The organism is Streptomyces sp. NPDC050674 (genome assembly GCF_040654575.1).
Taxonomy (GTDB): Bacteria; Actinomycetota; Actinomycetes; order Streptomycetales; family Streptomycetaceae; genus Streptomyces.
Genome location: NZ_JBFAIG010000002.1, coordinates 437,028 through 463,241, shown reverse-complemented (window position 1 = coordinate 463,241; position 26,214 = coordinate 437,028). Strand labels below are relative to the sequence as shown.

28 protein-coding genes are annotated in these 26,214 nt (G+C 71.6%); 12 read left to right on the top strand and 16 right to left on the bottom strand.

Annotation, left to right across the window (positions count from 1 at the left end; all coding sequences use genetic code 11):
* Window positions 1-54: 54 nt before the first annotated feature.
* Window positions 55-831, top strand: coding sequence for a hypothetical protein (locus tag AB0I06_RS05490; RefSeq protein ID WP_363117417.1), 777 nt, complete (start codon window positions 55-57; stop codon window positions 829-831).
* A gap of 32 nt (window positions 832-863) precedes the next feature.
* Here the strand turns inward: AB0I06_RS05490 and AB0I06_RS05485 are convergent, their stop codons facing one another.
* Window positions 864-1,553, bottom strand: a complete 690-nt coding sequence (locus tag AB0I06_RS05485) for a hypothetical protein (protein ID WP_363117416.1) — start codon at window positions 1,551-1,553, stop codon at window positions 864-866.
* Between the two features lie 170 nt (window positions 1,554-1,723).
* On the opposite strand from AB0I06_RS05485, the gene AB0I06_RS05480 reads away from it, so the two are divergent.
* Window positions 1,724-2,521, top strand: a complete 798-nt coding sequence (locus AB0I06_RS05480) for a DJ-1/PfpI family protein (RefSeq protein ID WP_363117415.1) — start codon at window positions 1,724-1,726, stop codon at window positions 2,519-2,521.
* 118 nt (window positions 2,522-2,639) lie between these two features.
* On the opposite strand, the gene AB0I06_RS05475 is transcribed toward AB0I06_RS05480, so the two are convergent.
* From AB0I06_RS05475 to AB0I06_RS05460, 4 genes are all read right to left on the bottom strand, one after another.
* On the bottom strand, window positions 2,640-3,071 hold the full coding sequence (locus AB0I06_RS05475) for a hypothetical protein (RefSeq protein ID WP_363117414.1): 432 nt from the start codon (window positions 3,069-3,071) through the stop codon (window positions 2,640-2,642).
* Window positions 3,064-4,050 (bottom strand): hypothetical protein, encoded by a 987-nt coding sequence (locus AB0I06_RS05470; protein WP_363117413.1) that lies wholly within the window; start codon window positions 4,048-4,050, stop codon window positions 3,064-3,066. The genes AB0I06_RS05475 and AB0I06_RS05470 overlap by 8 nt, the downstream gene beginning before the upstream one ends.
* A 130-nt stretch (window positions 4,051-4,180) precedes the next feature.
* Window positions 4,181-5,560, bottom strand: a complete 1,380-nt coding sequence (locus AB0I06_RS05465) for a phosphatase PAP2 family protein (protein WP_363117412.1) — start codon at window positions 5,558-5,560, stop codon at window positions 4,181-4,183.
* 187 nt (window positions 5,561-5,747) lie between these two features.
* A complete protein-coding gene (locus AB0I06_RS05460; protein WP_363117411.1) occupies window positions 5,748-6,602 on the bottom strand; it encodes a LysR family transcriptional regulator in 855 nt (284 codons plus the stop codon).
* A gap of 103 nt (window positions 6,603-6,705) precedes the next feature.
* Here AB0I06_RS05460 and AB0I06_RS05455 point away from each other — a divergent pair, with 103 nt between their 5' ends.
* From AB0I06_RS05455 to AB0I06_RS05420, 8 genes are all read left to right on the top strand, one after another.
* A complete protein-coding gene (locus AB0I06_RS05455; protein WP_363117410.1) occupies window positions 6,706-7,431 on the top strand; it encodes an SDR family oxidoreductase in 726 nt (241 codons plus the stop codon).
* A gap of 479 nt (window positions 7,432-7,910) precedes the next feature.
* Window positions 7,911-8,114, top strand: a complete 204-nt coding sequence (locus AB0I06_RS05450) for a cold-shock protein (RefSeq protein WP_070024256.1) — start codon at window positions 7,911-7,913, stop codon at window positions 8,112-8,114.
* A gap of 186 nt (window positions 8,115-8,300) precedes the next feature.
* Window positions 8,301-9,791 carry a DEAD/DEAH box helicase gene (locus AB0I06_RS05445; protein WP_363117409.1) on the top strand — a complete coding sequence of 497 codons (1,491 nt, stop codon included), beginning with the start codon at window positions 8,301-8,303 and terminating at the stop codon, window positions 9,789-9,791.
* 79 nt (window positions 9,792-9,870) lie between these two features.
* Window positions 9,871-10,104, top strand: coding sequence for a CBS domain-containing protein (locus tag AB0I06_RS05440; protein WP_363117408.1), 234 nt, complete (start codon window positions 9,871-9,873; stop codon window positions 10,102-10,104).
* A gap of 478 nt (window positions 10,105-10,582) precedes the next feature.
* On the top strand, window positions 10,583-10,933 hold the full coding sequence (locus AB0I06_RS05435; RefSeq protein WP_363117407.1) for a MerR family transcriptional regulator: 351 nt from the start codon (window positions 10,583-10,585) through the stop codon (window positions 10,931-10,933).
* A 235-nt stretch (window positions 10,934-11,168) separates the two neighbouring features.
* Window positions 11,169-13,232 (top strand): discoidin domain-containing protein, encoded by a 2,064-nt coding sequence (locus tag AB0I06_RS05430; RefSeq protein WP_363117406.1) that lies wholly within the window; start codon window positions 11,169-11,171, stop codon window positions 13,230-13,232.
* Between the two features lie 19 nt (window positions 13,233-13,251).
* Complete coding sequence (locus tag AB0I06_RS05425) at window positions 13,252-13,848, top strand: TetR/AcrR family transcriptional regulator (protein ID WP_363117405.1); 597 nt, start codon at window positions 13,252-13,254, stop codon at window positions 13,846-13,848.
* A gap of 124 nt (window positions 13,849-13,972) precedes the next feature.
* Window positions 13,973-14,260 (top strand): DUF4190 domain-containing protein, encoded by a 288-nt coding sequence (locus tag AB0I06_RS05420; RefSeq protein WP_363117404.1) that lies wholly within the window; start codon window positions 13,973-13,975, stop codon window positions 14,258-14,260.
* Window positions 14,261-14,391: 131 nt separating this feature from the next.
* Here AB0I06_RS05420 and AB0I06_RS05415 read toward each other — a convergent pair whose 3' ends face one another.
* The 4 genes from AB0I06_RS05415 to AB0I06_RS05400 all read right to left on the bottom strand — a co-directional run bounded on the left by AB0I06_RS05415 (window position 14,392) and on the right by AB0I06_RS05400 (window position 18,744).
* On the bottom strand, window positions 14,392-15,528 hold the full coding sequence (locus tag AB0I06_RS05415) for an NAD(P)/FAD-dependent oxidoreductase (protein WP_363117403.1): 1,137 nt from the start codon (window positions 15,526-15,528) through the stop codon (window positions 14,392-14,394).
* 40 nt (window positions 15,529-15,568) lie between these two features.
* Window positions 15,569-16,012, bottom strand: coding sequence for a hypothetical protein (locus tag AB0I06_RS05410; RefSeq protein WP_363117402.1), 444 nt, complete (start codon window positions 16,010-16,012; stop codon window positions 15,569-15,571).
* A 188-nt stretch (window positions 16,013-16,200) separates the two neighbouring features.
* Window positions 16,201-17,409, bottom strand: coding sequence for a cation:proton antiporter (locus AB0I06_RS05405; RefSeq protein WP_363117401.1), 1,209 nt, complete (start codon window positions 17,407-17,409; stop codon window positions 16,201-16,203).
* A gap of 549 nt (window positions 17,410-17,958) precedes the next feature.
* On the bottom strand, window positions 17,959-18,744 hold the full coding sequence (locus AB0I06_RS05400; RefSeq protein WP_363117400.1) for an AraC family transcriptional regulator: 786 nt from the start codon (window positions 18,742-18,744) through the stop codon (window positions 17,959-17,961).
* 70 nt (window positions 18,745-18,814) lie between these two features.
* Here AB0I06_RS05400 and AB0I06_RS05395 point away from each other — a divergent pair, with 70 nt between their 5' ends.
* Both AB0I06_RS05395 and AB0I06_RS05390 read left to right on the top strand, forming a co-directional pair.
* Window positions 18,815-19,648, top strand: coding sequence for a phytanoyl-CoA dioxygenase family protein (locus AB0I06_RS05395; protein WP_363117399.1), 834 nt, complete (start codon window positions 18,815-18,817; stop codon window positions 19,646-19,648).
* The gene (locus AB0I06_RS05390) at window positions 19,645-19,920 is read left to right on the top strand and encodes a hypothetical protein (RefSeq protein WP_363117398.1); all 276 of its coding nucleotides are present in this window, start codon (window positions 19,645-19,647) and stop codon (window positions 19,918-19,920) included. The genes AB0I06_RS05395 and AB0I06_RS05390 overlap by 4 nt, the downstream gene beginning before the upstream one ends.
* 58 nt (window positions 19,921-19,978) lie before the next feature.
* Here AB0I06_RS05390 and AB0I06_RS05385 read toward each other — a convergent pair whose 3' ends face one another.
* From AB0I06_RS05385 to AB0I06_RS05355, 7 genes are all read right to left on the bottom strand, one after another.
* Window positions 19,979-20,167 carry a hypothetical protein gene (locus AB0I06_RS05385; protein WP_363117397.1) on the bottom strand — a complete coding sequence of 63 codons (189 nt, stop codon included), beginning with the start codon at window positions 20,165-20,167 and terminating at the stop codon, window positions 19,979-19,981.
* 108 nt (window positions 20,168-20,275) lie between these two features.
* Window positions 20,276-21,478 (bottom strand): acyl-CoA dehydrogenase family protein, encoded by a 1,203-nt coding sequence (locus tag AB0I06_RS05380; RefSeq protein ID WP_363117396.1) that lies wholly within the window; start codon window positions 21,476-21,478, stop codon window positions 20,276-20,278.
* Window position 21,479: 1 nt separating this feature from the next.
* Window positions 21,480-22,430: a 3-hydroxyacyl-CoA dehydrogenase NAD-binding domain-containing protein gene (locus AB0I06_RS05375; protein ID WP_363117395.1), complete on the bottom strand. Its 951-nt coding sequence runs from the start codon at window positions 22,428-22,430 to the stop codon at window positions 21,480-21,482.
* Window positions 22,427-23,173: an acetoacetate decarboxylase gene (locus AB0I06_RS05370; RefSeq protein WP_363117394.1), complete on the bottom strand. Its 747-nt coding sequence runs from the start codon at window positions 23,171-23,173 to the stop codon at window positions 22,427-22,429. Before AB0I06_RS05370 ends, AB0I06_RS05375 begins: the two co-directional genes overlap by 4 nt.
* Before the next feature lie 7 nt (window positions 23,174-23,180).
* Entirely contained in the window at window positions 23,181-23,954 is a 774-nt protein-coding gene (locus AB0I06_RS05365) for a crotonase/enoyl-CoA hydratase family protein (protein ID WP_363117393.1), read from the bottom strand.
* A 19-nt stretch (window positions 23,955-23,973) separates the two neighbouring features.
* Complete coding sequence (locus AB0I06_RS05360) at window positions 23,974-25,143, bottom strand: CoA transferase (protein ID WP_363117392.1); 1,170 nt, start codon at window positions 25,141-25,143, stop codon at window positions 23,974-23,976.
* Between the two features lie 152 nt (window positions 25,144-25,295).
* Window positions 25,296-26,207 carry a LysR family transcriptional regulator gene (locus tag AB0I06_RS05355; RefSeq protein WP_363117391.1) on the bottom strand — a complete coding sequence of 304 codons (912 nt, stop codon included), beginning with the start codon at window positions 26,205-26,207 and terminating at the stop codon, window positions 25,296-25,298.
* Window positions 26,208-26,214 lie beyond the last annotated feature (7 nt).

The window sequence follows — 26,214 nt, the reverse complement described above, 5'->3', positions numbered from 1 at the left end:
CCATCAGAAAAGACCCCCTTGACCTATTGGGTTGTGCTGAGCGACCTTCAGCGCATGGAGATCTTCGACTGCATCACCGCGGTGGCCCGGCCCATCCACGATTTCGGTGATGAGTTCATGTCCGACGAGGCGACCGCGGCGGTGGGGCTGCGTGCCGGGTTTTCCCCGGGGCGCGGCTTCTACTGCCGCGGCCGTTTCGGAGTGCTCGGCGAGGTGCCGGTTCCGGTGGTGCAAGCGGTGCAGGGCTTCCTCGGGCCCGACCTGGTCGCGGCGGGCTGGCTGGCGGGGCGGGACGTGATGCCCGCGGAGGAAGCCGCCGCCCTTTACGCGCGGGCCGTCCGGGAATGGGGGCGCGCCAACATACCCACCGACGTCGACGTGGAGCACTTCAACCGCCTGGCTCAGCAGCTGATAGACGCCGCCGACGCCGACGCCCTGCCCCTGTTCGCCGGCTGGCGCGCGCAGCCCTGCCCCTCCGACGACCCGGTCGGTGCCGCCATGCAGCGGATCCACGTTCTGCGCGAACACCGTGGCGCCTGCCATCTCGCGGCGGTGCGCCTGTGCGGGCTGAGCGCGCGGGAGGCCATGGTCGTCAATCTGGGCATCGAGCAGGCGGCTCACTACGGCTGGCCGAAGCCACAGCCCGTCACCGCGAACCTGATCCCCCGACGGCGGCGTGCCGAGCGGTGCACCGACGAGCTCCAGGCGCCGCTCTACGCCACGCTGACCGACCGGCAACGCGCCGAATTCGCCCGGCTCGTCCATGCGTTGGCCGCCTCCCCTGCCTGCCGGGGTCAGGAGGACTCCGCCGAGCGTGCCCGGAGGGCGTAGTTGTGCCGTCACCCGGTCCGGGAACGAGTCGCCTACAGCGGCTCGGCGGTCTCGCGGGGGTCGCCGGCCGTGACCCGGGTGATGAACCGCCGTGCCTGTTCCTCGGCGGGGGCGTCACCGGTGACCGGCAGGTCGAAGGTGAAGCCGGGGTCGTGGGGTGCCGCCCCGCGGCGCCTGAAGTACACCTCCACTCCCGCGGGCTCCTCGCGCCGAGGCTCCACCCGGTCCACGACGCAGTCCCAGCGTTCGAACCAGCCGCTGTGCACGAGTTCCTGCGCCACCAGCCGGGCGACGGTGTCCACGGGCTCTTCCCATCCGGTGTCGGCGACGGCACGCCTCAGTTCCGCGTCGTACTGAGCGGCGTCGAAGCGGACATCCGCGGGGACGGGGATCCGGATGTCGTTCGTGTTCTGCCATGACGACCACACCACCTCGTCGTCCCGGCGGTGGATGGTGACGAACACGCCTCCGCAACAGCCCGTGTGGCAGTCGTTGTTGGACAGTTCGACGCGGCGGGGTTCCTCATGCGCCGACAACGGCCAGCCCTCGGCCGGACCGAACCAGTCCCCGCGTGAGCAGCTCGACACTCCGCCGGCATGGATCTCGGCCAGCACGTCCCTGCCGTCGATCAAGGGGCGGACCTCTGCCCACTGGTCGATGGCGAACGGGTGCGGAATCACGTGTCGCAGGGCGAGAGTGCTGATCCTGGTCGGGGTGTTCATGCCATGCATGGTCGCCGACATGCGCGTCTGTGCCCACCATCACGACCCTCGTGCCGCTCGGCCTCACCGTCGTGCTGCTCGACCTCACGGCTACGGCCCGGGAACTTTCCCGGCGTCACTCACGACTCCTGCTGTGCCAACACAGCGTGCACAGTGAGGAGTTGATGGTCATGGCAGACGGTCCTGGTCGGAGCCGGCGCGGAGTGCTGCGCGGGGCGGTGACGGGTGCCCTGGGTGCGGGCCTGGTGGTCGGCGCCGGTGTGGGAGGCCCGGCCTCAGCCGCGGCGCGGGACGAGGAGGGAGCGGCGGAAGCCGGGCGGTTGCGGGTCGCGGTGCTGCTGTACGACGGATTCACCGCGCTCGACGCGGTCGGGCCGTACGAGGTGCTGTGCCGGGTGCCGGGTGTGCGGGTGACCATGGTGGCGCGTGAGCGGGGGCCGGTGCGCACCGACACGGGCGAGTTGGCGCTGGTCGCCGAGCGCGCCCTGCGGGACGTGCGGCGGGCCGACGTCCTGCTGGTGCCCGGGGGCGGGGAGCGCGGGACCGTGGCCATGATGGAGGACAGCGTCGTCCACGAGTGGATCCGCCGTGTTCACCGGCACTCGGTCTGGACGACGTCGGTGTGCACCGGTTCGCTGATCCTGGGCGCCGCCGGCCTGTTGCGCGGCCTGCCCGCCACGACGTACTGGGCCTCGCGTCCGTATCTGAAGGAGCTCGGGGCCATCTACACGCCCGGCCGGTTCGTCGAGGCCGGGAAGATCATCACGGCGGCGGGGGTCTCGGCCGGCATCGACATGGGGCTGCATCTGGCAGCCCGGCTGTCCGGCGAGGACGTGGCACGCGCGATGCAACTCGCCGTCGAGTACGACCCGGATCCGCCCTACGACACCGGCAGCCCGGAGAAGGCGGACGAGGCCACGGAGGCGCTCGCCCTGAAACTGCTCGCCGACGCGGCGCGGCAGCCGTAGCCCCTGCGCCATCCATCTCTCGGTGTTGCGTCGCGCCGGGCCGGCGTGGATCCGCTCCGGGTCCGTCGCCGGCCCGGAGCGTGTACGGGCGGCGGTGGCATCTCGGAACGCGCCGCGGTCAGAGCTCCCACACTTGATCCGGGTCGTCCAGTGCCGCCCGGATCTGAGAGAGGTCTCCGATGTCCGCGAGCGGCGAGCTCTTCGCGATGTCGACGATCCCGCGCACGACGGCTTGCAGCACTTCACCGTTGCCCTCGTCAAGTGCCCTGTCCAGCCGGGAGAACAGCTCCTCGTAGAGGTTGCGCCGCTCCGCGAAGGCCCGGCCGAAGTAGTCCTTGAGGACGGCTTCGGCAGCTCGGATGCGAGCGACCTCCGTGGCTTCGTATGCCTCGATCCGGGCTCTCTTGGTGCTCTCGACCTCGTGGATGTGGACGCACTCACGGGCGGCTTCGACGATCTGGTTCAACGCGGCGAAGCCGTCCATCGCCCAACCGGGACCCTTGGCCGCGTTGACAACCCTGCCTACGTGCACCTTGGGCTTGTCAGGCATTTCGTGTCTCCTCGATCAACGGTCCGTACGTGATGGTGAGGTTCGCGCTGGACTCGTTCAACTGGCCCGAGGCGTCGACGATCGCAGTCGCCGCCACGTCACGGACCGCCATGGCCAGTGTCATGGCCCGCTGGAAGCGCACAGCGTGCTTTCGTGTCTCGAACGGCTCCGACTCCAGCAACTCCAGCGCGTCGAGCGCTCGGAGGGCGAGGTCCGTGAGGAGGGCGCGCAGCTCCGCGGCCCGGGCGTCGACGCCCTTCAGCCGGGCGTCAGTCTCATCGAGCTCAGCGATGGCCACGGCGGTCTTCGCCTCGAATTCCCGCGCCCGGCTGATCGCCTTCGTGCCCTGCCCCTTGACGAACAGGCCACCGATGAGCAGCGCGGGGCCGATGGTGACGATGTTGAGCGCCGTAGCTCCCAGGGCCACCCCACCACCACCCGACGCCAGCGACCCGCCGCCCAGTAAGGCGAGGGTCGCACTCTCGGCCGCGGCGCCCGACAAACCGGAGATCGCCGCTCCGGTGCTCGCGACTCCGAAGCTGCTCGCTGCCGCAGTGATCCCGGCACCCGCGCCCGCGCCCGCCACGGCGGATCCGATGGCCCCGCCGATCCATGCCATCGCGTCGGCGTCCAGGCCGCGCGGCCCGGGGAGTTCCGCCATGGTCGCGTCGATGCCCTCGACCAGCAGCCTCTCGCTCTCGCGCACCTGCCGCTCGTGGCGCCGCAGAAAGTCGCCCATGCGCACGACGACGTCCACGAGCGCCTGGCTCTGCTGTTCCCTCAGTGCCCTCAGGGCGGTGTTCGTCTCCGCCAGCGCGGCCTCGGTCCGGGCCCGGCGTCGTTCGTAGGCTCGGGCCGCCTCCTTGCACCGGTCCTTCGAACGCTTGACGTCATGCGCGCCTTTGGCGCCGAGGGCGGCCCCGCCACCGCCGGTCGCCACACCGACACCGATCAGCACGACGGGAATGAAAAATGGCACGGCCTCCCCCTCGGTCCCCCACGAGCCTGCGCGAACCGGCGGGTTCGACCGTCCACATTGTGCCCATGGCCGGGATCGTCCGGGACGCCTTTCCACCGATCGACCGTGCGCCGAACCGAGGGAGGCCCCCTCAGCGGAGCTCCGGGGAGGGCGTCTGCTGGTCTCCGGGTCCCGTTTCCTCTGCGTCGGGCAGGGCGTCGTCGGCGGCGGCTCGGGGGCCGGGCGGGCGCGGGGAGGGGAGGACGATGGAGTGTGCCGGGCGGCTGTTCCACCGGGCGGTGGTCCGTACATAGCCGTGGATCACCGACGCCATTGCCAGCAGGAGCAGGGGCCCGGACACCACCGGGTGCCGGGCCATGTCCATCGGCAGGTAGCGGTACGCCAGCAGCAGCGCGGTGAAGACCAGGGTGCCGTGGACGACCAGTGCCGCCCCTCGCCGGTCCCAGCCGTGCTCCTGCGCGCGCAGGGCCGCCTCGATCGTCAGGGCGAAGACCACGCCGGCGACGAGGTCCACGCCGTAGTGGTAGCCGAAGCCGAGCGTCGCGGTCAGGGTGGCGAGCAGCCAGAAGGTGCCCGCGTGGCGCAGCAGGCGCGGGGCCCCGCGGGTGTGGACGAAGATCGCGACGGCCCAGGCCGTGTGCAGACTGGGCATGCAGTTACGGGGAGTGAGCCCGTCGTACGTCATCGGGGCCGGGGTCGTGACCGGCAGCGGTGTGTGCGGCCACAGGTTGGCCGCCGCCCACTCCACACCCCCCGTGCCGGAGGCGCCCGGGCCGTAGGCGAAGACCGGCCCGACCACCGGGAAGAGCATGTAGATGCCCGGCCCGAGCAGGCCGATCACCAGGAAGGTGCGCACCAGGTGGTGGCGCGGGAAGCGGCGCTCGGCCGGCACGTTGCGCAGTTGGTGGAAGGCGACGACGACCGCGGCCACCGCGAGCTGGCCGTAGACGAGGTGGAGGACGTGGGAGCTAATCGGCTCGGTGGCCTCGACCAGCCGGCCCGCCAGCCACGACGGGTTGCCGAGCGCGTGATCGGCCATGGCCACGTACTGGTCGAGGACCGTCGGGCGGGTCTTGGACGTGATGAGCAGCCAGGTGTCGCCGGTCTTGCGGGCGGCCACCAGCAGCAGGCCCAGTCCCACGCCCTTCAGCAGCAGGACCCGTTCGGCGCCGGTGCGCCGCGTGACGGCGACGACCGCGAAGCCCAGCATCACCCACAGCGCCCCGGTGCCGAAGGCACGGCCCTCGGACAGGTCGGCGTCGGCGGCCCATCGCACCGGCAGCAGGACGGCGTCGATGGCGAGGGCGGCACCGGCGGCGATGAGACGCTGCCGCCAGGTGAGCACCACCATCATCAGCAGCAGACCGCCGTAGAGCGGGCCCGGCTTGGGAGCGAAGACCAGGGCCTGCACCTGGGTGGTGATCGGGCCCGGTTCGCCGTAGCCGCGGGCCGCGATCTCCAGGGCGGTGAGGAAGCCGCACGCGATCACACCGGCCGTGATCCACAGCATCGCGCGCCAGTGACGCCACGCGTGCCATGGCGTCCTGCCGCCTCTCCCGGACAACACCCGCGATGCTCTGGTTATCAATCGTCTGGCCGATTCATCCGAATGGCTGGAGTAAGCGATGGTGAGTCCATCGCGAGTTCGAACATGCTAACGGAGTGCCGCGGCCCGGCCCCCGCGCCGGACCGGACGCTCACGAACTCACCCGCATCGCCGTCCGGACCAGCCCCGCCACGGCCAGGGACCTGCTGTGGGGCGGCCAGGCGATCACGGTGGTGACCGCCGGCGCGTCCAGCACCGGTACGGCGGCCAGGCCCTCGCGCAACTGGGTCCGGCACGACTCCGGCGCGATCCAGCAGGCGCGGCCGAGGGCGATCAGCTGGAGCAGTTGCGCGTGGTCCCGGGCCTGGGGGCCGGGGCCGTCCGCGTAGGTGCCGTCGGGTCCTGGCCAGCGCGGCATCGGCAGGCCGGGCAGGCCGGTGACGTCGGCCGTACGGACGTGGGGGCGCTCGGTGAGGGGGTGCCCGGCCGGGAGGACCGCGACCTGGCCCTCCGTGCCGAGCTCCTCGGTGTCGAGACCGGCTGTGGTGTCGAACGGCAGGTGCAGCAGCGCCACGTCGGCCCGGCCGTCGCGCAGCATCGGCCCCTGCTCGCCCACGCCGCACAGCAGCAGGTCGACGGTGACCGCGTCGGGCTCGGCCGCGTAGGCGTCGAGGAGCCGGGCCAGCAGTTCGCCGGACGCTCCGGCCTTCGTGGCGAGGACGACGCCGGCCCGGCCGGTCGCGGCGAGCGCGGCGCGGCGGGTACGGCGTTCGGCGGCCTCGACGGCGTCGAGCGCCGCCCGGGCCTCCCGCAGGAGCACCGCCCCGGCCTCCGTCAGCGTGACCGCGCGGCTGGTGCGTTCCAGCAGCGGTGCCTCGAGGCGCCGTTCGAGCCGGGCGATCGCCCGGGACAGCGGGGGCTGCGCGATGCCGAGCCGCTCCGCCGCCCGCCCGAAGTGCAGTTCCTCGGCGACGGCGACGAAGTACCGCAACTCCCTTGTCTCCACGGCGGCATGCTACTGCTGCGACCTCGGTCGATACCGGTGCGGTATCGCCGCCCACCCGATCGGTGTTGGCCGCTCGCCGCCGGGCGCGGACAGGATCGACGGCATGAGCGAACAGACCATCGCGCTGGTGACCGGCGCGAACAAGGGCATCGGATACGAGATCGCGGCCGGCCTGGGAGCCTTCGGCTGGCGGGTCGGGGTCGGCGCCCGGGACCGGGAGCGGCGCGAGACGGCGGTGGCGAAACTGCGGGCGGCCGGCGTCGACGCGTTCGGCGTGCCGCTCGACGTGACCGACGACGCGAGCGTGGCCGGCGCCGCCCGGCTGATCGAGGAGAGCGCCGGGCGTCTCGACGTGCTGGTCAACAACGCGGGGATCACCGGCGACGGGGCACAGGCGCCCACCTCGGTCGACCTGGCGACGGTGCGGGCGGCCGTGGAGACCAATGTGCTCGGCGTCATCCGCGTCACCAACGCCCTGCTGCCGTTGCTGCGCCGTTCGGCCTCGCCCCGGATCGTGAACATGTCGAGCGGGGTCGGCTCACTCACCCGGCAGACCACGCCCGGTGGCGAAACGGGCCCGATCTCCGCCGCCTACACGCCGTCGAAGACCTTCCTCAACGCCGTCACCGTCCAGTACGCCAAGGAGCTGCGCGACACCGGCATCCTGATCAACGCCGCCTGCCCCGGCTACTGCGCGACCGATCTCAACGGGTTCCGCGGCGTCCGCACCCCGGAGCAGGGCGCGGCGATCGCGATTCGGCTGTCGACGCTGCCCGACGACGGTCCGACCGGCGGCTTCTTCGACGACGAGGGAGTGGTGCCCTGGTAGGGACGCCGTCCGGCCGGAGTGGTCCTGCGCCGCGCCGCCGAACGGTGGCATGTCCACGTACTCGTCGGCTCGGACACTCCGGGCGGCACCCCGATCGGAGGAATGTGACCTACGTCGCGGGAGCGGGGTTCCGGCGCGTCAGCCGCCGCTCGCGCCGACGAGGGCGCGGGCGGTGGCCCGCCCCCCGTCCGAGGAGGTCACAGCGCTGAGAGCCGGAGGCACGACAGGAAGGCCTGCGTCCCCGGAGGGCAATATCTGTGCTCACAAAATGAGAAAGAGAAGCGGGACCCGCCGAGTATTCCTCGAACACCGCTCTGAACACAAATTCCGCACATCACAGGCCCGATGACCCCGTGCTACTGTCGATCTCAGTTGCAGGTGTGGTTGCCAGAAGGTTCATTTCCTACGGGGTAATCATCACGGCGACACGGAATGCGCACAGGGTGCATTCCCGAAACCGCCTCCGAAGGAGAAACAAAATGGCTACTGGCACCGTGAAGTGGTTCAACGCGGAAAAGGGCTTCGGCTTCATCGAGCAGGACGGCGGCGGCGCCGACGTCTTCGCCCACTACTCGAACATCGCCACCTCCGGCTTCCGTGAGCTGCTGGAAGGCCAGAAGGTGTCGTTCGACATCGCGCAGGGCCAGAAGGGCCCGACGGCCGAGAACATCGTTCCCGCCTGACACCCGCGCTCGCGCACATTCTTCGCAGCTGGGGCCCGCACCTCTGGGGTGCGGGCCCCAGCTCGCTGTTTTTTTCACCGCCGGTCATATCCGGCCGCATCGACTTCGGCTCGTCTCGAGATTCTCCCTGCGCCGCTCCTCTGCTGCGGGATTTCCTTGCCACGCGCCCGTCAAGGAAGGTCCCGCATGAAGCGTGCCCACACATCTCGTACCCGTGACCGTTTCTCCTCAGGCGCAGGCGAGGGCGGCAACCGCCGTTCCGGTGGCCCCCGCCGCTCCCAGGGCTACGGAAACCGCCGGGCTCCGCAGGGCGAGTTCGCCCTGCCGAAGACCGTCACGCCCCCGCTGCCCGCCGTCGAGTCGTTCGCCGATCTCGACATGCCCGCGCGGCTGCTGGCCACGCTCGGCCGCGAAGGCGTGACCGCGCCGTTCCCCATCCAGGGCGCGACCCTGCCGAACTCGCTGGCCGGCCGGGACGTGCTCGGCCGTGGCCGCACCGGCTCGGGCAAGACCCTGGCCTTCGGTCTCGCCGTGCTGGCCCGTACGGCGGGGCGGCGCGCCGAGCCGCGGCAGCCGCTCGCACTCGTCCTGGTGCCCACCCGCGAGCTCGCCCAGCAGGTCACCGACGCCCTCACGCCGTACGCCCGCTCCGTGAGCCTGCGCCTGGCCACCGTCGTCGGCGGGATGTCCCTGGGCAGGCAGGCCAGTGCGCTGCGCGGCGGAGCCGAGGTGGTCGTCGCGACCCCCGGACGCCTGAAGGACCTCATCGACCGGGGCGACTGCCGGCTGGACGAGGTCGCGATCACCGTCCTCGACGAGGCCGACCAGATGGCGGACATGGGCTTCATGCCGCAGGTCACCGCCCTGCTCGACCAGGTGCGCCCCGACGGCCAGCGGATGCTGTTCTCCGCCACCCTGGACCGCAACGTCGACCGGCTGGTCCGCACGTACCTGAGCGACCCGGTGGTGCACTCCGTCGACCCCTCGGCGGGCGCGGTCACCACCATGGAGCACCACGTCCTGCATGTGCACGACGCCGACAAGCACCGGACGACCACCGAGATCGCGGCGCGGGACGGGCGGGTGATCATGTTCCTCGACACCAAGCACGCGGTGGACCGGCTGACCACGCACCTGCTGAGCAGCGGCGTGCGCGCCGCGGCCCTGCACGGCGGCAAGTCCCAGCCCCAGCGGACCCGGACCCTCGCCCAGTTCAAGCGCGGGGACGTGACGGTCCTGGTGGCCACCAACGTCGCCGCCCGCGGCATCCACGTCGACAACCTCGACCTCGTCGTCAACGTGGACCCGCCCAGCGACCACAAGGACTACCTGCACCGCGGCGGCCGTACCGCCCGCGCCGGCGAGTCCGGCAGCGTGGTCACGCTGGTGACCCCGGGCCAGCGTCGCGGCATGAGCCGGCTGATGTCGTCGGCGGGCATCATCCCGCAGATCGCCCAGGTGCGGTCCGGCGAGGCGGAGCTGAGCCGCATCACCGGCGCCCAGGCCCCCTCCGGTGTCCCGGTCGTCGTCGCCGCGCCGCGCGCGGAACGCCCCCGCGGCGCGTCCGCCCCCTCCCGGGGCCGCCGCGGCCGACGCCCCACCGGCCAGGCCCGGCCCGCCGGTGAGACGGCCCGCCCGGCGGGACAGCGGCGCACCGGCTCCGGTTCGGCCGCGTAGGGTCCCGCGCCCGCGTCCCTCCCCGCGGCACCCCGCCGCACCTCACCGCATCCGTCGCCCCTCTCGGCAGGAGACCTCCATGACGCCGGTCCAGACGCAGCACCATGGCTCGGTCCACGCACCGTGGATCCGGGACGACATGACGGTCGAGGTGGCACTGTCCCTCATGGCCGGCGCCCGGGTCGACCACCTCGTCCTGTGCGACGGGGACGACCAGAGCACGGGTCTGGTCACCCTGGCCCGGCTCACGGCGCTGCGGGACGCACCCACCTACACGGACCGGGTGCGGCTCCGGGACGTTCCGGAGCGGTGAGCCACCGGCGGGTGACCGCCACCAAGACCCAGTGAGGGCCCTGCCGACGCGCGTCGGCAGGGCCCTCACTGTCATGTCACCGGCCTGCCAGCCCGCTGCCCCTCAAGCCCGGGCCGGCAGAATCCTTCGCCATGCGCTCGCCAAAATCTGTCTTTGTGAAGGTAGACATTGACACCCCTCCCCGTTACGCTTTTTCTCGTTGACACAGTCAGGTGAGACGCGAGGAAGGACGGAGGAGCAGACGCCATCAGGATCGCCCGGCCCGGGAGGCTCTCGGTCCGGGTACCGCAAGACCCCGGAATGGATGGTGGTCCCCGGTCACGCAGCCGCGATCCCCGCACCCCTCCCGTCGTCGGGCCGGGTAGCGGAAACAGAAGGTCGGCACAGCATGAGGGCCGACAGATGGTGTTGAATTTCCTTCGGGGCCCTGGTGCCGTACGGCACCAGGGCCCCTCGACGCGTTGTACTACGAGGTGACATGGAAGCAGATACCCCGCTCAGCGACCGGCTGGACGACGACGACTACCCCGCCTACACCATGGGCAGGGCCGCCGAGATGCTCGGCACCACCCCCGGATTCCTCCGGGCCATCGGTGAGGCCCGTCTCATCACTCCGCTGCGCTCGGAGGGCGGACACCGGCGGTACTCCCGCTACCAGCTGCGGATCGCCGCGCGCGCCCGTGAGCTCGTCGACCGGGGTACGCCGATCGAGGCCGCCTGCCGCATCGTCATCCTCGAGGACCAGCTCGAGGAGGCCCAGCGCATCAACGCCGAGTACCGCCGTGCCGCGCGAGAGGCGGCCGCCGGTTCCGACCCCGGCCAGGGCTGATCACGCCCCAGCCGGGTGCCGGTCATCCGCCTCCACGCGACCCCAGGTCGGCGGCCTGGGGTTTGTTGCTGCCCCGGCCCCCTCGCGGTGCGGCCGGGGGCGAATCGGCGGCCCCGTCATCAGGTCAACCGTCCCGGACCCTTGACTCGTACAGCGGAAGTGGCGATTCTCGTCGCACACTTTGCGAGGTCATGACAAGACGACCGCGCGACCCGCCGATCGAGGGACGTGGGCTGTGACCGGTTCCGGACGCCCGTACCGCAGACACAAGAACGTCACCGTGGTGTCGCTCCTCCTGCTCGTGCTGTCGGTCGCGCTCGGCCCCACCCCGAGCTCCGCGGCCGGGAACGACTGGTGGGACCCGGCCGCACGGCCCGCCCCGGACTCCCGGATCAACGTCACGGGCGAGCCCTTCACCGGCACGAACGCCGCGGGCGAGGTGCGCGGGTTCGTCGACGCGCACGACCACATATTCGCCAACGAGGCCTTCGGCGGCCGTCTGATCTGCGGCAAGGCCTTCTCCGAGCAGGGCGTGGCCGACGCGCTCAAGGACTGCCCCGAGCACTACCCGGACGGCTCGCTCGCGATCTTCGACTTCATCACCAACGGCGGCGACGGCAAGCACGACCCGACCGGCTGGCCCACCTTCAAGGACTGGCCGCGGCACGACTCGCTGACCCACCAGCAGAACTACTACGCCTGGATCGAACGGGCCTGGCGCGGCGGGCAGCGGGTGCTGGTCAACGACCTCGTCACCAACGGCGTGATCTGCTCGGTGTACTTCTTCAAAGACCGCCCCTGCGACGAGATGACCTCCATCCGGCTCCAGGCCGGGCTGACCTACGACATGCAGGCCTACGTCGACCGGATGTACGGCGGGCCCGGCAAGGGCTGGTTCCGGGTCGTCACCGACAGCGCACAGGCCCGCGAGGTGATCGAGCAGGGCAAACTCGCGGTGATCATGGGCGTCGAGACCTCCGAGCCGTTCGGCTGCAAGCAGGTCCTGGACATCGCGCAGTGCAGCAGGGCGGACATCGACAAGGGGCTCGACGAGCTCCATTCGCTCGGCGTGCGCAGCATGTTCCTGTGCCACAAGTTCGACAACGCCCTGTGCGGGGTGCGGTTCGACTCGGGTGCGCTCGGGACGGCCATCAACGTCGGGCAGTTCCTGTCGACGGGCACGTACTGGAAGACCGAGAAGTGCGCCGGCCCGCAAGCCGACAACCCGATCGGCAACGCGGCGGCGCCCGCCGCCGAGAAGAAGCTCCCGGCGGGCGAGGAGGTCCCCTCGTACAGCGCCGACGCCCAGTGCAACGTGCGGGGGCTCACCGACCTCGGCGAGTACGCGGTGCGCGCCATGATGAAGCGCGGCATGATGCTGGAGATCGACCACATGAGCGTCAAGGCCACCGGCCGGGTGCTCGACATCTTCGAGTCCGAGTCCTACCCCGGCGTGCTCTCCTCGCACAGCTGGATGGACATGGACTGGACCGAGCGGGTCTACGGCCTCGGCGGATTCATCGCCCAGTACATGCACGGCTCCGAGGGCTTCGTCGCGGAGGCGAAGCGCACCGAGGGCCTGCGCGACAAGTACGGCGTGGGCTACGGCTACGGCACCGACATGAACGGCGTCGGCGGCTGGCCGGGACCGCGCGGCGCGGACGCCCCGAACAAGGTCACCTACCCGTTCAGGAGCGTCGACGGCGGCTCGGTCATCGACCGGCAGACCACCGGCGAGCGCACCTGGGACCTGAACACCGACGGCGCCGCCCACTACGGCCTGGTCCCCGACTGGATCGAGGACATCCGCCGGGTCGGCGGCCAGGACACGGTCGACGACCTGTTCCGGGGCGCCGAGTCCTACCTCGACACCTGGGCGGCCTCCGAGAAGCACGAGTCCGAAGCCAACCTCGCGGCCGGTGCCGCCGCGTCGGCCAGCTCCTCGGAGTGGAGCCTGTTCACGAGCTACCGGCCCCACCGGGCCGTCGACGGCGACCGCGGCACCCGCTGGGCCAGCGACTGGAGCGACGATCAGTGGTACCAGGTCGACCTCGGCTCCGCCCGGACCGTCGGGCGGGTCACCCTCGACTGGGAGCGCGCGTACGCGAAGTCGTACCGGATCGAGCTGTCCGCGGACGGCACGAACTGGCGCACCGCCTGGTCCACGACCGCCGGTGACGGCGGCCTGGACACCGCGCGGTTCGCCGGCACCCCGGCCCGCTACGTCCGCGTGCACGGCCTGGAGCGCGGCACCGGCTGGGGCTACTCCCTGCGCGAGGTCGGCGTCCACAGCGGCTGACGGCCACGAGAGGGGCTCCATGGCACGGTTGCCGTCCGCCGAGCGGCGGCGACAGCTCACCGAAGCGGCGATCAGGGCGATGGCCCGGGACGGCGTCCCCCGGACGACCACCCGGTCCATCGCCGCCGAGGCGGGCGTCTCGCTGAGCGTGGTCCACTACTGCTTCGACTCCAAGCAGCAGTTGATCGAGTCCGTCATCACCACCATCACCGGGCACTACGTGGCGGTGGTGACGCAGGCCCTGCGGCCCCGCGCCACGCTGGAGGAGACCGTGCGGGCCGGTTTCCAGGCCTACTGGGACCACGTCCGGGCCCATCCCGACGAGCACATGCTCACCTACGAACTCACCCAGTACGCCCTGCGCACGCCCGGTTTCGAACATCTGGCACGCCGTCAGTACGAGCTCTACGCCGAGACGTACACCGAACTCATCGACCGGCTGCGGCGGGCCATGGGGCTGCGCCTGCGCGTCCCCGTCCCCGTCCTGGCCCGTTACCTGGCCGCGATGACCGACGGCCTGACGCTCAACTACCTCGTGCTGGGCGACGACTCGGCCTGGACGGGCATCCTCGACACCGTCACCGAGCACATCGCCGAGCTGGTGCACGAGAGCTGACGGGGACGCCCTCCCCGAATTGGTTGTCATGGGAACGCCACAGAGGGGCATTCGAACAAAACAAGTCGAAAGTGAGGAGAGCGCGGCCCGTTCGGTCCGTGTCATCGACAACTGGGAGTGTTCCATGGCGAGTTACGGCGGTTCCTCTGCCGCGTCCTCCGGTTCGCGCACCAACGGCCTGGCGATCGCGAGCCTGTGCTGCGGCATCATCGGCCTGTTCCTGCTGAACATCATCCTGGGCCCGCTGGCCATCGTCTTCGGTGTCGTCGCCCGTCGGCAGGCATCGGTCAAGAACGGCGCCGGCATGGCGAAGGCCGGCATCATCCTCGGCATCGTCGACGTGGTCCTGTGGCTCGTGATGCTGGCCGTGGCCACCAGCAACGGCGGATTCAGCTGGTACGTGGGCGGCTGACCGCCCGTACGGACCGGCGCGGGGCGAGCGGGTGGGCGGGTGAGTGGTGAGTGCGGTCCGCAAGCCCCTGCCGGAGGACGTTCTCGCGAAGTGAGAGCTGCTCGGGGCCGGTCACGGCACCGGCCCCGTGGTCAGCGGCCGTCCCACTCCAGACGGCGGATCAGGTCCTCGTCCCCGGGGCGGGGCGCCGGTGCGGCCGGGCGGGTGCCGGTGCGCCGGGAGATGTCGCCGCTGACGGTGATGTTGTGTTCCACGCGGGGGCGGCGCAGGCTCTCGTACGTGGTCAGCGCGGTGCCGGGGTCCGGGGCGTCGCGCAGGGACTTGGCCAGGACGACGGCGTCCTCCAACGCCATCGAGGCGCCCTGGCCGGTGGCCGGGGAGGCCGCGTGGGCCGCGTCGCCGACGAGCAGGCAGCGGGCCGAGCGCCAGGGCATCCCCTTCGGCAGTTCCATGGCGTCGGTGACCAGGAGGAGGTCGTCGGCCGTGGCTTCGACGATGCCGGCGGCGGGGGTGGCGTCCTCGCGCAGCAGCGTGACGAGGCGGTCGCGCATGCGGGCGGGGGTGTCGTGCGCGGTCTGCCGTGAGGGCCGCGGGTCGGCGGCCACGCGGGCGAACCAGTAGGTCTCCCCCTCGGGGGACACGGTGAAGCCGAAGGCGACGGACGCGCCGCGGACGAAGGTGATGAGGTCGGTCGGGGCGGTGCCGGGGGCGTCGGCGGTGCGGCCGTAGAAGACCTGCTCACCGGCGTGGACAGGGCGGACGGTGGGGGCGATCGACCGGCGGACGGTGGAGTGGAGGCCGTCGGCGCCGACGAGCAGGTCGCCGGTCGCGGTGCCGCCGTCGGCGAAGTGCGCGGTGACCGAGTCCGGGCCGTCCTCGACGGAGACGAGGCGGGCGCCGTGCCGGATCGGGATGCCTCTGCGGGCCGCCTCGGTCTGGAGCGCGACGTTGAGCTCGCCGCGCCGCAGGCACCGGTACCGCAGGAGGGGGTCCCGCGCTTCCCCGAGGGGCCGGGCCGCGCGCTGCGTGCCGGAGCCGTCGAGCATCCGCATCCCGGTCAGCGGGAAGCCGAGGACGGTGACCGCGGCGGCGGCGTCGAGCTGCGCGAGGGCCCGCATGCCGTTGCTCGCCAGGGTGAGGAACGCGCCGATGTCCTCGGCCGCGTCGGCGTGCGCCTCGTGCAGCGTGACGGCGAACCCGGCCTTGTGCAGGGCGAGCGCCGTCGCGGTGCCGGCGACTGAGCCGCCGATGACGAGTACGTCCCCCACAGCGCCCTGTCCCTTCTCTTCCCCTCGATCTGACTGCATGTCAAGAGCCGTACGGTACGCCGTCGGTGTCCGGCCCGGGCCCTGAACGGCCGGGGGCCAGGCGGCGGTAGGCCGCGCGGGCGTGGACGAGCCGGGCCAGCGCGGTGCCGACCAGGGCGGCGGTGAGCAGGCAGGCCAGCCAGGTGGTGTCGCGGTGGCCCGCCCAGGTGAGGGCTCCGGCGGGCGGTATGGCGAAGCCGTTGAGGAACAGCCAGCACAGGGCCGCGGTGCCGGGGGCGGCCGTGAACCGTGCGCACAGGCCCAGCAGGGCGGCCAGCAGGGACAGCGCGGGCAGCGCCAGCTCGGGCCGGTCCGGTCCCACCACGGTGTTGACGAGCGCCACCAGCACGAGAGCGCCGCCCCCGGCCCCGGCCCACACCAGCGGCGTGGCCACGGGCTGGGGGACGGGCCGCGCTCCGGTGCCCAGGGGTTTCCACTCGATCATTGCGGCGCGTCCTTCCGGTCCTCCTGCACGGCGATTCTCCCCCGGCCCTGCCGCTCCCAGGGGGTCCTCGCCAGAGTGCCGGTGCGGCCCCGTCAGGGGAACACCCGATCCGGCCGACGGGGCGGCCCGGCCGGGCGGTCGAGGGGCGTGGCCCCCGCGCCGGGCCGGTGAGGGGGGTGCGGTGTGGGTCAACGGTGGGCCGGGGCCGGGCCGTTGGCGGGTTCCGTGAGCGGTGGGCGGCGTGTCGCGCGGTGCGTGACGCGGGTGGCCAGGGGTTCCGTCCAGCGGGTGGCCAGGGGGCCCAGGACGACCAGGATCAGGACGTAGGCCGTGGCCAGGGGGCCGATGCGGGGTTCGGCGCCGACGGCGAGGCCGGCGATGACGATGGAGAACTCGCCGCGGGCGACCAGCGTGCCGCCCGCCCGCCAGCGGCCCCGGGGCGAGATCCCGGCGCGGCGGGCCGCCCAGTAGCCGGTGCCGATCTTCGTCAGGGTGGTGACGGCGGCCAGGGCGAGCGCGGGCAGCAGGACGGGCGGGATGGCTGCCGGGTCGGTGTGCAGTCCGAAGAAGACGAAGAACACCGCGGCGAACAGGTCCCGCAGCGGAGTGAGGAGACTGCTGGCGCCCTCGGCGACCTCGCCGGACAGGGCGATGCCGACCAGGAACGCCCCCACGGCCGCGGAGACGTGCAGGTGCTGGGCGAGACCCGCCACCAGCAGGGTCAGTCCGAGGACGGCCAGCAGGAGCATCTCGGCGCTGTCCGAGGAGACCGCGCGGCTGACCAGCCGGCCGTGCCGCAGCGCCACGTAGAGGACGGCGCCCACCGTGCCGAGCGAGATCAGCAGCGTCACCGCGCCGCCCGCGAGGCCCGCCCCGGCCAGCAGGGCGGTGAGGATCGGCAGGTAGACCGCCATGGCCAGGTCCTCCAGGACCAGTACGCCGAGGACGACGGGGGTCTCGCGGTTGCCGAGCCGCCGCAGGTCGCCCAGCACCTTCGCGATGACCCCGGACGAGGAGATCCAGGTGACCCCGGCCAGGGCGACGGCGGCCACCGGACCCCAGCCCAGCAGGAACGCCATCGCGGCACCCGGCACGGCGTTGAGGACGAAGTCGACGGCGCCGGAGGGGTACTGGGTCTTCAGCGTGGTGACGAGTTCGGAGGCGCTGTACTCCAGGCCGAGCAGGAGCAGCAGCAGGATGACGCCTATCTCGGCGCCGGTGGCGACGAACTCCTCGCTGGCCCGCAGCGGCAGGATGCCGCCCTGGCCGAAGGCGAGTCCGGCCAGCAGGTACAGGGGTATGGGCGAGAAGCCCACCCGTCCGGCGAGGCGTCCCAGGAGCCCCAGGGCGAGGATGATCGCCCCGAGTTCGATGAGCATGGCGGTGGTGTCGTGCACGGGCGTCTGACCTCCGTCGATCGGGTCTGCGGCGTCTGTGCCATTGCGGTGCTGCGGCCTGACCGGCGGCGGGCGCGGACGCCCGGCGGTACGGCTCGGTAACGGTGAGGTGGGGGCGTGACCTCGCGCCGGGACGGCCGGGGATCCGGATCAGGCGGCGTCACGGCGCCGGGCGCGTGCTCCGCTCCCGGCGGTCGCCGGCCGGGACGAACGTCCCGCGCCGACGCGTCGGGCGTACGCGTCACACGTCAGAAGGACGGGAAACCGCTCACGCGGCGCGGCCGGTATCAGGAACGCCGTCTCGGGCGGCGTTGTGGACGCGGACGGGAACCACTCGCCCCATGTCACGCCCCCTCACGCCTGCCCGGTCACCGGGCGGCCACTGTGCCGACGAACTGAGCGGCCGCATGTCGACGACGACTGTGCACGGCCACGCTCAAGCGAGCGTAAGAGCTCGGTAAAGGATCCTAGCGCACGTCAACCGCCGGTGATCGGACGGGAGTTCTGAAGGGGGCACGCGACGAGCCGCTCACCGGGCCGCGAGACAGGTCATGCCATCCCGTTGCGTCGCACGGCACGCGGCGACGCTCCGAGTTCCCGGCGGCAGGTCTTGTTGAACGCCTGGAGGTCGGGGATCCCGACCGTCGCCGCGACGGCAGGGATCGCCAGGGTCGAGGCGATGAGCAGATGGCGGGCGCGCTCCATGCGGCGGCGCCGGACGTAACCGACGACCGTGAGCCCGGTGTCCTCGCGGAACAACCGGGTCAGGTGCGTGTGCGACACCCCGGCGGCCCGGGCGATCGCGGGGACGCTCAACGGGTCGGCCAGATGCTCCTCGACATGGGCCATGGCCGCCCGCAGCGCCGGGTGGCGGGCCGCGAAGGGCGTCTCGGTGGCCTCGGCCAGGCCGGTCGTACGCCACAGCACCGTCCACAGTTCGGCGGAGGCCCGGGCCGGGGACTGCGCGCCGGCGGCGATCGTCTGACGCAGCAGTGCGCTCAGCACCGCGGCCTCCGCGCCCGCGTCCTGCATCACCGGCAGCCGGCGCCGCTCCCCGTCACCCGGCAGCCGGAAGTGGGCGTACAGGTGCTCGCAGCGCACGGCGTCGTAGTGGAAGTGCACCTCCGTGCCCGGTGGGACGAGGCTCAGGTGCCCGGGGCGGATCGGGTGGCGCGCGCCGCCGAACTCCAGGGTGCCGGAGTATCCGTAGAGGTGGAGCTGCCACAGCCGGGGCAGGCGGAAGACCTCGTGAGGGCCGGCGGAGCCGTGCACGCCCACACCGGCGTGCACCAGGTCCGGCGGCCTGTCGAGGGCCACTTCCACGAAGGTCGGCATGGTGAGAAATTACCAGTGGTTGCCGATTACACCCCACCCCCGACCGCCCCCGCGCTTCTACGGTTGCGGCATGCCAACCACAAGAAAGCTGTTGAGCTCCGTCGAGGTGGCGCGGTTCGCCGCCCAGGGATTTCTTCGCCTCGACGGCGTCGTGCCCGGGGAGATGAACGACGAGGCGCTCGCTCTCTTCGCCGCGGGAGCGCTGCCCGCCGTGCCGTACGGCACTCCCGTGCCGGCGGCCTTCCCCGCGGGTTCCTTCACCCGCCGGCTTCTCGCACTGCCCGTCGTGGCGGGCGCGCTGGAGAGTCTGGTGGGGCCGGATCCGGCGGTCGACCACCACTTCGTGCACACCCGCCCGCCCAGGGAGGGCAGTGCGCAGCCGTTGCACGCCGACGCCCTCATCGACGTCCGGGCCGACGCGTTCGACGTGCAGCTCATGTACTACCCGCAGGAGGTCACCGCCGGCATGGGCGGCACGCTCGTCGTCCCGGGCAGCCATCTGCGCCGCACCAACGAGTCCGATACCGGCCGCTACCAGAACCTGCGCGGCCAGACCCGGCTGACCTGCCCGGCCGGCACCGTCCTGCTGCTGCACCACGGCATCTGGCACGGCGGGCGGCGCAACGACAGCGACACCGTCCGCCACATGTACAAGATCCGCTTCAACCCGACCGTGCCGCAGGTGCGGCTGTGGGACACGGCGGACCTGAACTCGCCCGAGGTGTGCGAGGAGTTGCGGCGCACGTTCCCCTGGTACGAGCACGCCACGGGGCGGCTGGAGATCCACAACCGGATCCTGCTGTGGCGCTCCCTGTCCGGAGACCCCGGCTTCGACATCGACCACTGGGCCACCCGCATCACCAACCGGCCCGCCGCCCCCACCGCACAGAGGAGCACCGCGTGAGCACCACCCGGCAGCAGGTCCTCGTCCTCTACCTCAACACCTCGGCCCTCGACTCCGAGGTCGTCGGATGGGCCCGCTACGACGGCACGGGCTCGACCCGCCCGACGACCGGTGACAGCGACGAACCCCCGTACGAGACGGGGGTCGGCGCCCTGGAGGACGGCTGGCGGCTGTTCCAGGCGGCCCAGCTCGTGCCGCCGTATCCGGGGGCGGAGCACGCCACGTCGTTCCTCAAGCACGAGTTCTTCTTCGAGAAACTCGTGCAACGGTGAGTCCGACGGGGCAGGGCCGCTCCGGCAGGCCGCCGCACCCCGAGCGATCGGGAGGCGTCTACCGCTTCTGCGCCCGGTAGCGCTTCAACAGGGCGGTGATCCGCGTCGGGTCGGCCCGGCCGTTGAGCTCGGTCAGCAGCTCGTCGGGGCACAACTCGTACAGGTCGCCCCACCAGCGGCGCCCCCGGTTGTCCCAGATGCGATAGCCACCGGGCACACCCCTGGCCACGTAGCGTCTTCTGCTCATCGCGGTGACCGTACGCACTCCACGGCCGGCCGGCCACGCAATATGCCGGCCGGCAGAACGAAACCCCGGGTGCGGACCCGGGGTTGGTTCGTTCTGGTGTGTCGCGGGTCAGACGAAGGCGCTCTGGCCGGTGATCGACTTGCCGACGATCAGCGTGTTCATCTCGCGGGTGCCCTCGAAGGAGTAGATGGCCTCCGCGTCGGCGAAGAAGCGGGCGATGTCGTGGTCCAGCAGGATGCCGTTGCCGCCGAAGATCTCGCGGCTCCAGGCCACGACCTCCCGCATCCGGGCGGTGACGAACGCCTTGGCCAGGGCGGAGTGTTCGTCCTTGAAGATGCCGGCGTCCTGGAGCCGGGCGAGCTGCACCAGCATCCCCCAGGACGCGGTGATGTTGCCGAGGCTCTTGACCAGCAGGTCCTGCACCAGCTGGAAACCGCCGATCGGGCGGCCGAACTGACGGCGCTCCCGGGCGTAGTCCAGGGCCAGTTCGTAGGCGCCGGCCATGACGCCGAGGGCCTGCCAGGCGACCCCGGCGCGGGTGGCGCGCAGGATCTCGGCGACGTCCCGGAAGGAGTTGATGTTCCGCAGCCGGTTCGCCTCCGGTACCCGCACGTCGGTCAGGGTGATCTCGGCGTTCTCCACGATCCGGAAGGCGAGCTTGTTCTCGATCTTCACCGGGTCGAAGCCGGGCATGTCCTTCTCGACGACGAATCCCTTGACGTGGTTGTCGTCGACGTCCCGGGCCCACACCACGACGTAGTCGGCGAAGGTCGCGTTGCCGATCCACTTCTTGGCGCCGTTGAGGACCCAGGTGTCGCCCTCTCGCCTGGCGGTGGTGCGCATGCCGCCCGCGACGTCGGAGCCACCGAGGGGCTCGGTCATGGCGAACGCGCCGATCTTGTCCATCGCGGCCATCGCCGGCAGCCAGCGGTCGCGCTGCTCCTGGTCGCCGCCGGAGTAGATCGAGTACATCGCCAGGCCGTTGTGGACGCCGAAGAAGGTGGCCACCGAGGCGTCGGTGCGCGTCATCTCCATGGCCAGGGTGCCGCTGAGGAGGTTGCTGGCGGCGGGCTTGTGCTCGCCGTAGCCCTCGTAGGGCAGGCCCGCGAGGCCGCTGGCACGGAACAGGCCTATGAGCTCCTCGGGGAACTCGCCCTTGGCCCAGTTGTCGTTGACCAGCGGCTTGACCTCGTCGCGCAGGAGGGCGCGGGCCTTGAGGAGGATCTCGCGCTCGTCGTCCTCCAGCAGCGACTCGTAGCCGTAGAAGTCGGCGGGCAGCTGGTCCTCGAACGGTTCCATGGTGGTGGTCATCTCAGTTCTCCTCCTTCTCGGTGCTGTCCAGGGCGGCCAGGACAGCGAGCTGCCTGCGGTCGCGCGTCTCGGTGAGTTCCGAGTACGTGGAGGAGCCGTAGGCCTTTTCCACGGCTTCGATGAGCCGTTCCTGTCGTTCCTCGTCGAGCGGCGGGGTGCCGCCGCCCGCCCCCGTCTGCTGCATGGACGCGCCGATGTGCGCCACCAGGTGCCGGTAGCCGCCGGGGCCGCCGCCCAGGTGCGAGCCGAGGAACGGCCCGACGGTGGCCCAGCGCAGGCCCAGCGAGTTGGTCATGACCTTGTCGAGCTCCTCGGGGGTCACCACGCCCTGGTCGACGAGGTACACCGCCTCGCGGCCGAGGGCGTTCTGCAGGCGGTTGCCGACGAACCCGGGGATCTCCTTGCGTTCGACGACCGGGGTGCGGCCGACGGAGGCGTAGAAGTCCACCGCGGCCCGCACGGCTTCCTCGCCGGTGCGCTCGCCCGGCACGACCTCGACCAGCGGGACCAGGTGCGGCGGGTTGAAGGGATGGCCGATCAGCACGCGGGCGGCGTCCTCCTCCGCCAGCTCCCCCGTGAACGCGGTCGACGGGATCGCCGAGGACGAGCTGAGCAGCAGGGCGTGGGCCGGGGCCTCGCGGGCGAGGGTGGCGAACAGGTCCTTCTTGAAATCGGCCCGCTCGGGGCCGTTCTCCTGGACCACGTCGGCGTCCCGGACCGCCTCGGTCACGTCGGCCGCGATGTGGACCCGGCCGGCGAGGCCGGTGACGTCCAGGCCCCGGGCGGCCAGGTGCGGGGCGTACTGCTCCAAGGCCTCGGAGACGGCCTCGGCGAGGTCCTCGCGCGGGTCGCTCACCCGGACGGTCAGGCCGTGCGCGGCGAACAGGGCCGTCCAGGACAGTCCGATGGTCCCGGCGCCGATCACCGCGGCCGTACGGAAGGTGCGGGTCATGACGCGGCTCCCTTCAGGTAGTCGTGGACCGGCTCGACACCCGCGAGCGTCAGGTCGGTGAGGATGTGGCTGGCGGAGACGACCTCCAGCACCGGCAGGTCGGCCAGCGGCGCGAGCACGTGCTGGAACAGCTGGAGGCGGGCGGGGCCGGTCCAGGCCTCCTTGACGGTGAGGTCGGTGATGCGGGTCCGCACGAGTTCCTGCACGCGCGGCATGCCGTCGTACCCGGGGATCGTCTTGAGCATGAACGTCGGCACACCGATCTGCTCCTCGGCCTCGCGCCGGTCCAGCTCGTGGTGCTTGTAGCCCATGGTCGCGGTGGCGACCCGCAGGGTGCCGTGGTCGAGGGTGCCGACGAGCGCTCCGGAGTCGACGTACAGCGAGGGGGAGCCGATGACCTTCGGGTAGGCGGAGACCTCACGCCCGGAGGCGGTCGCCGGGAAGTTGTCGAGGTACATGGCGTGCAGGTACTCGCCGCGCTCGCCCTCGAAGCGGACGGGGATCGCCTGGCCGGCCTCGGTGTAGGGGCCGTAGCCGCTGACGTCGCCCATCTTCATGACCTCGAACCTCACCAGTGGCTCGTCGATCCGCAGGGGCTCGGGGACCACGGCCCGCAGCGCGTCGGGGTCGGTGCGGTAGACGACGTTGAGGTACTCGCGATCGGTGAACCGCGGGACCATCGGCGCGTACGCCGGGCCGGTGAGCGGGGTGGTGAGGTGCTGTCGTACGTCCTCGGTCCTCATGCCGGCCTCACCGCCCCGTCCACCGCGCGGGGCGGCGCTCGGCGAAGGCGGTCATGCCCTCGCGGACGTCGTCCGAGGCCATCAGGGTCTTCATCTCGCCGCGCTGGAAGGCGAAGGCCTCCTCGTCGCAGGCTCCGTCGGCGGCGCGGACGACCCGCTTGACGGCCGCGAGGGCGAGCGGGGCGTTCTCCGTGACCCGTTCGGCCAGCCGGAGCGCCTCGGCGACGGCCTGCCCCTTGCTCGTGACCCGGTTGGCCAGCCCCAGTTCACCGGCGCGGCGGCCGTCGACGGGTTCGCCGGTCAGCAGCAGTTCCATCGCGAGGTGGTACGGCACGCGTTGCGGCAGGCGGATCACTCCGCCGCCCGCGGCGATCAGGCCGCGCTTCACCTCGGGCAGGCCGAACCGGGCGTCCTCGGCGGCGACGATCAGGTCGCAGGCCAGGGCCAGTTCGAAGCCGCCGCCCATGGCGAAGCCCTCCACGGCGGCGATGAGGGGCTTGTCCGGCCGGGCCTCGGTCAGGCCGCCGAATCCGCGGCCCTCGACCTCGGGTGACTCGCCGCGCAGCGCGGCCTTGAGGTCCATGCCGGCGCTGAACGTCCCGCCCTCGCCGGTCAGGACGCCGGCCCGCAGCGTGGGGTCGGCCTCCAACTCGTCGAGTGCGGCGGCCAGGGCGGTGGCGGTCGCCGCGTTCACGGCGTTGCGGGCCTGGGGGCGGTCCAGGGTGATCAGCAGGGTGGAGCCGACGCGTTCGGTGCGCACGGGGGGTGTGGGGGTGCTCATGACTGTCGTCCTCCTCGGATCAGCGGGCGGTGGCGTCGAGTTCGGCGAGGACGTCCTCGGTGTCCTGGCCGGCGACCGGTGCCAGGCGGCGGATCGAGCCGGGGGTGGCGGAGAAGCGCAGCGGGATGCCGATGGTGCGGACCGTGCCCTCGGTCGGGTGCTCGACGGTGTCGAGCAGGTGGCCGTCACGGACGTAGGGGTCCTCGTGGGCGCGGTCGAGTTCCAGCACCGGGGCCATCGGGATGCTGTGCTTGGCGCACACCTCCGTCCACTCGTCGGTGGTCAGCGCCGGGGCGCACTCCTCCAGGAGCGCGGCCAGGTCCTCGTGGTCGGCGCTGTCGATGGCGTCGCCGTTCACGCGCGGGTCCTCGGCGAGGTCCGGGCGTCCGGCGGCGGTGAGGAAGTCCCGGTAGTTCCGCGGGTTGTACGGCATCACGCAGGCCAGGCCGTCCTTGGTGCGCACGGCCTTGTGGCCCTTGAGCATCGACAGCGCGAAGCCGGTGGGTCCGCTCTCGGGCACGTGGGTGTGGCCCGCGAGGTGCTCGACCAGGTTGAAGGCGATCAGGGTGTCCGTCATCGGGATCTCGACGAGCTGGCCCTGGCCGGTCTTGTTCCGGTGCAGCAGGGCGGCCAGGACGCTGTAGGCGATGGTCAGGGAGGAGACCTTGTCGCCGATGATCGTCGGCAGGTAGACGGGCTCGCCCAGCGCCCGGTCGGCGATGTCGACCAGGCCGGAGGCGGCCTGCACGGTCTCGTCGTAGGCGGCGTTGCCGGCCCGGTCGGAGTCGCTGCGGAAGCCCTGGGCGTGGGCGTAGACCAGGCCGGGGTTGCGGGCGGCGATGTCCTCGTGGGACAGGCCGAGGCGGTGCAGGGCGCCCGGGCGCATGTTGGTGATGAGCACGTCCGCGGTGTCGATCAGCCGCAGGACGCGCTCGCGGTCGGTGTCGTCCTTGAGGTTGAGGGACACGCTGCGCTTGTTGCGGTTGACGTTGAGGTTCAGCGGGGTCATGCCCGGGGTCGTGCGGTAGTGGCCGGTGCGCACGGTGTCGGACGGCGACTCGATCTTGATCACGTCGGCGCCCAGGTCGCCGAGGATCTGGGCGGCGTAGGGGCCCATCACCACGGTCGAGAGGTCGATCACGCGGATGCCCTCCAGGGGGCCGGCGACGGTGTCGGTGAGGTCCGCCATCGGTTTCTTCACTCCTCGGTTCGCCATGTGTGTGTACCTAGAAACTAAGTTAGCCCGAGAATCTTGCAAACGGAAACGAATGGAATGACCGAATAACGAAAAGCGGTATGACCGCTGTGGTCATACCGCTTTGTGTGAAGGTTTTTTGATGGTTATGAGTGCAGCGGCTCGGCGAACACTTCGCGGGCCACGGCCACCACTTCCTCCAGGTCACCGCCGTTGGCCCGGTCCTTGCGCCAGATCAGCCCGGTATCGAGACGGGGGTGGAAATCGGAGAAGGGAAGGATGACGACATTGTCGAGACGGTAATTATGGACAGGACTCCTGGAATCCAGCATGGAAATGGAGAACGCCAGACCGCTGGACACTATTTCGGACACTCCGTCGAATGTCGCGCTGCCCAGTTCGACGCGTTTTTTGATGCCGAGCTCGGCGAGCTGCTGGTCGAGGCCGCGGAAGTAGGCGTTGGTCGCCGCCGTCGGGGAGCCCGCGTAGGCCAGTTCCGCCAGCTCCGTGAGGGCGACGGACTCCCGCCCTTGGAAGCGGTCCCGGGGCACCACCGCGCCGAGCCGCTCCGACATCACCGGCAGCTGCTCCAGTGCCGGGTCGCCGCCGGCCGGCAACCGGGCCAGGGTCAGGGCGAGTCTGCCGTCGCACACCGCGTCGACGAGCCGGTCGGTGCCGCCGGGCCAGCGTTTGATCTCGAACCGGTCGCCGACCCGCTCGGCGAGGGCGTCCATCCGTTCGCGCAGGTCGGGATGGACGCCACTGGGCACCCCCAGCAACAGGGTGGTCCGCCGCGGCCGGGCCGTCTCGTCCAGCCGCCACCGGATGGAGTCGACCTGCTCCAGCACCCCGCGCGCGATCGGCAGCAACGCGTTGCCGGCCGGGGTGAGCCGCACGTGATGGGTGTCCCGGTCGAACAACCGGTGCCCGACCTCGTTCTCGAGGTCCTTGATCCGCCGGCTCAACGGGGAGGCGGCCATGTGCAGTTTGCGGGCCGCGGTGGAGAAGTTCAGTTCTTGGGCGACGGCGAGGAAATAGCGCAGGTGCAGGAGCTCCACGGGATCA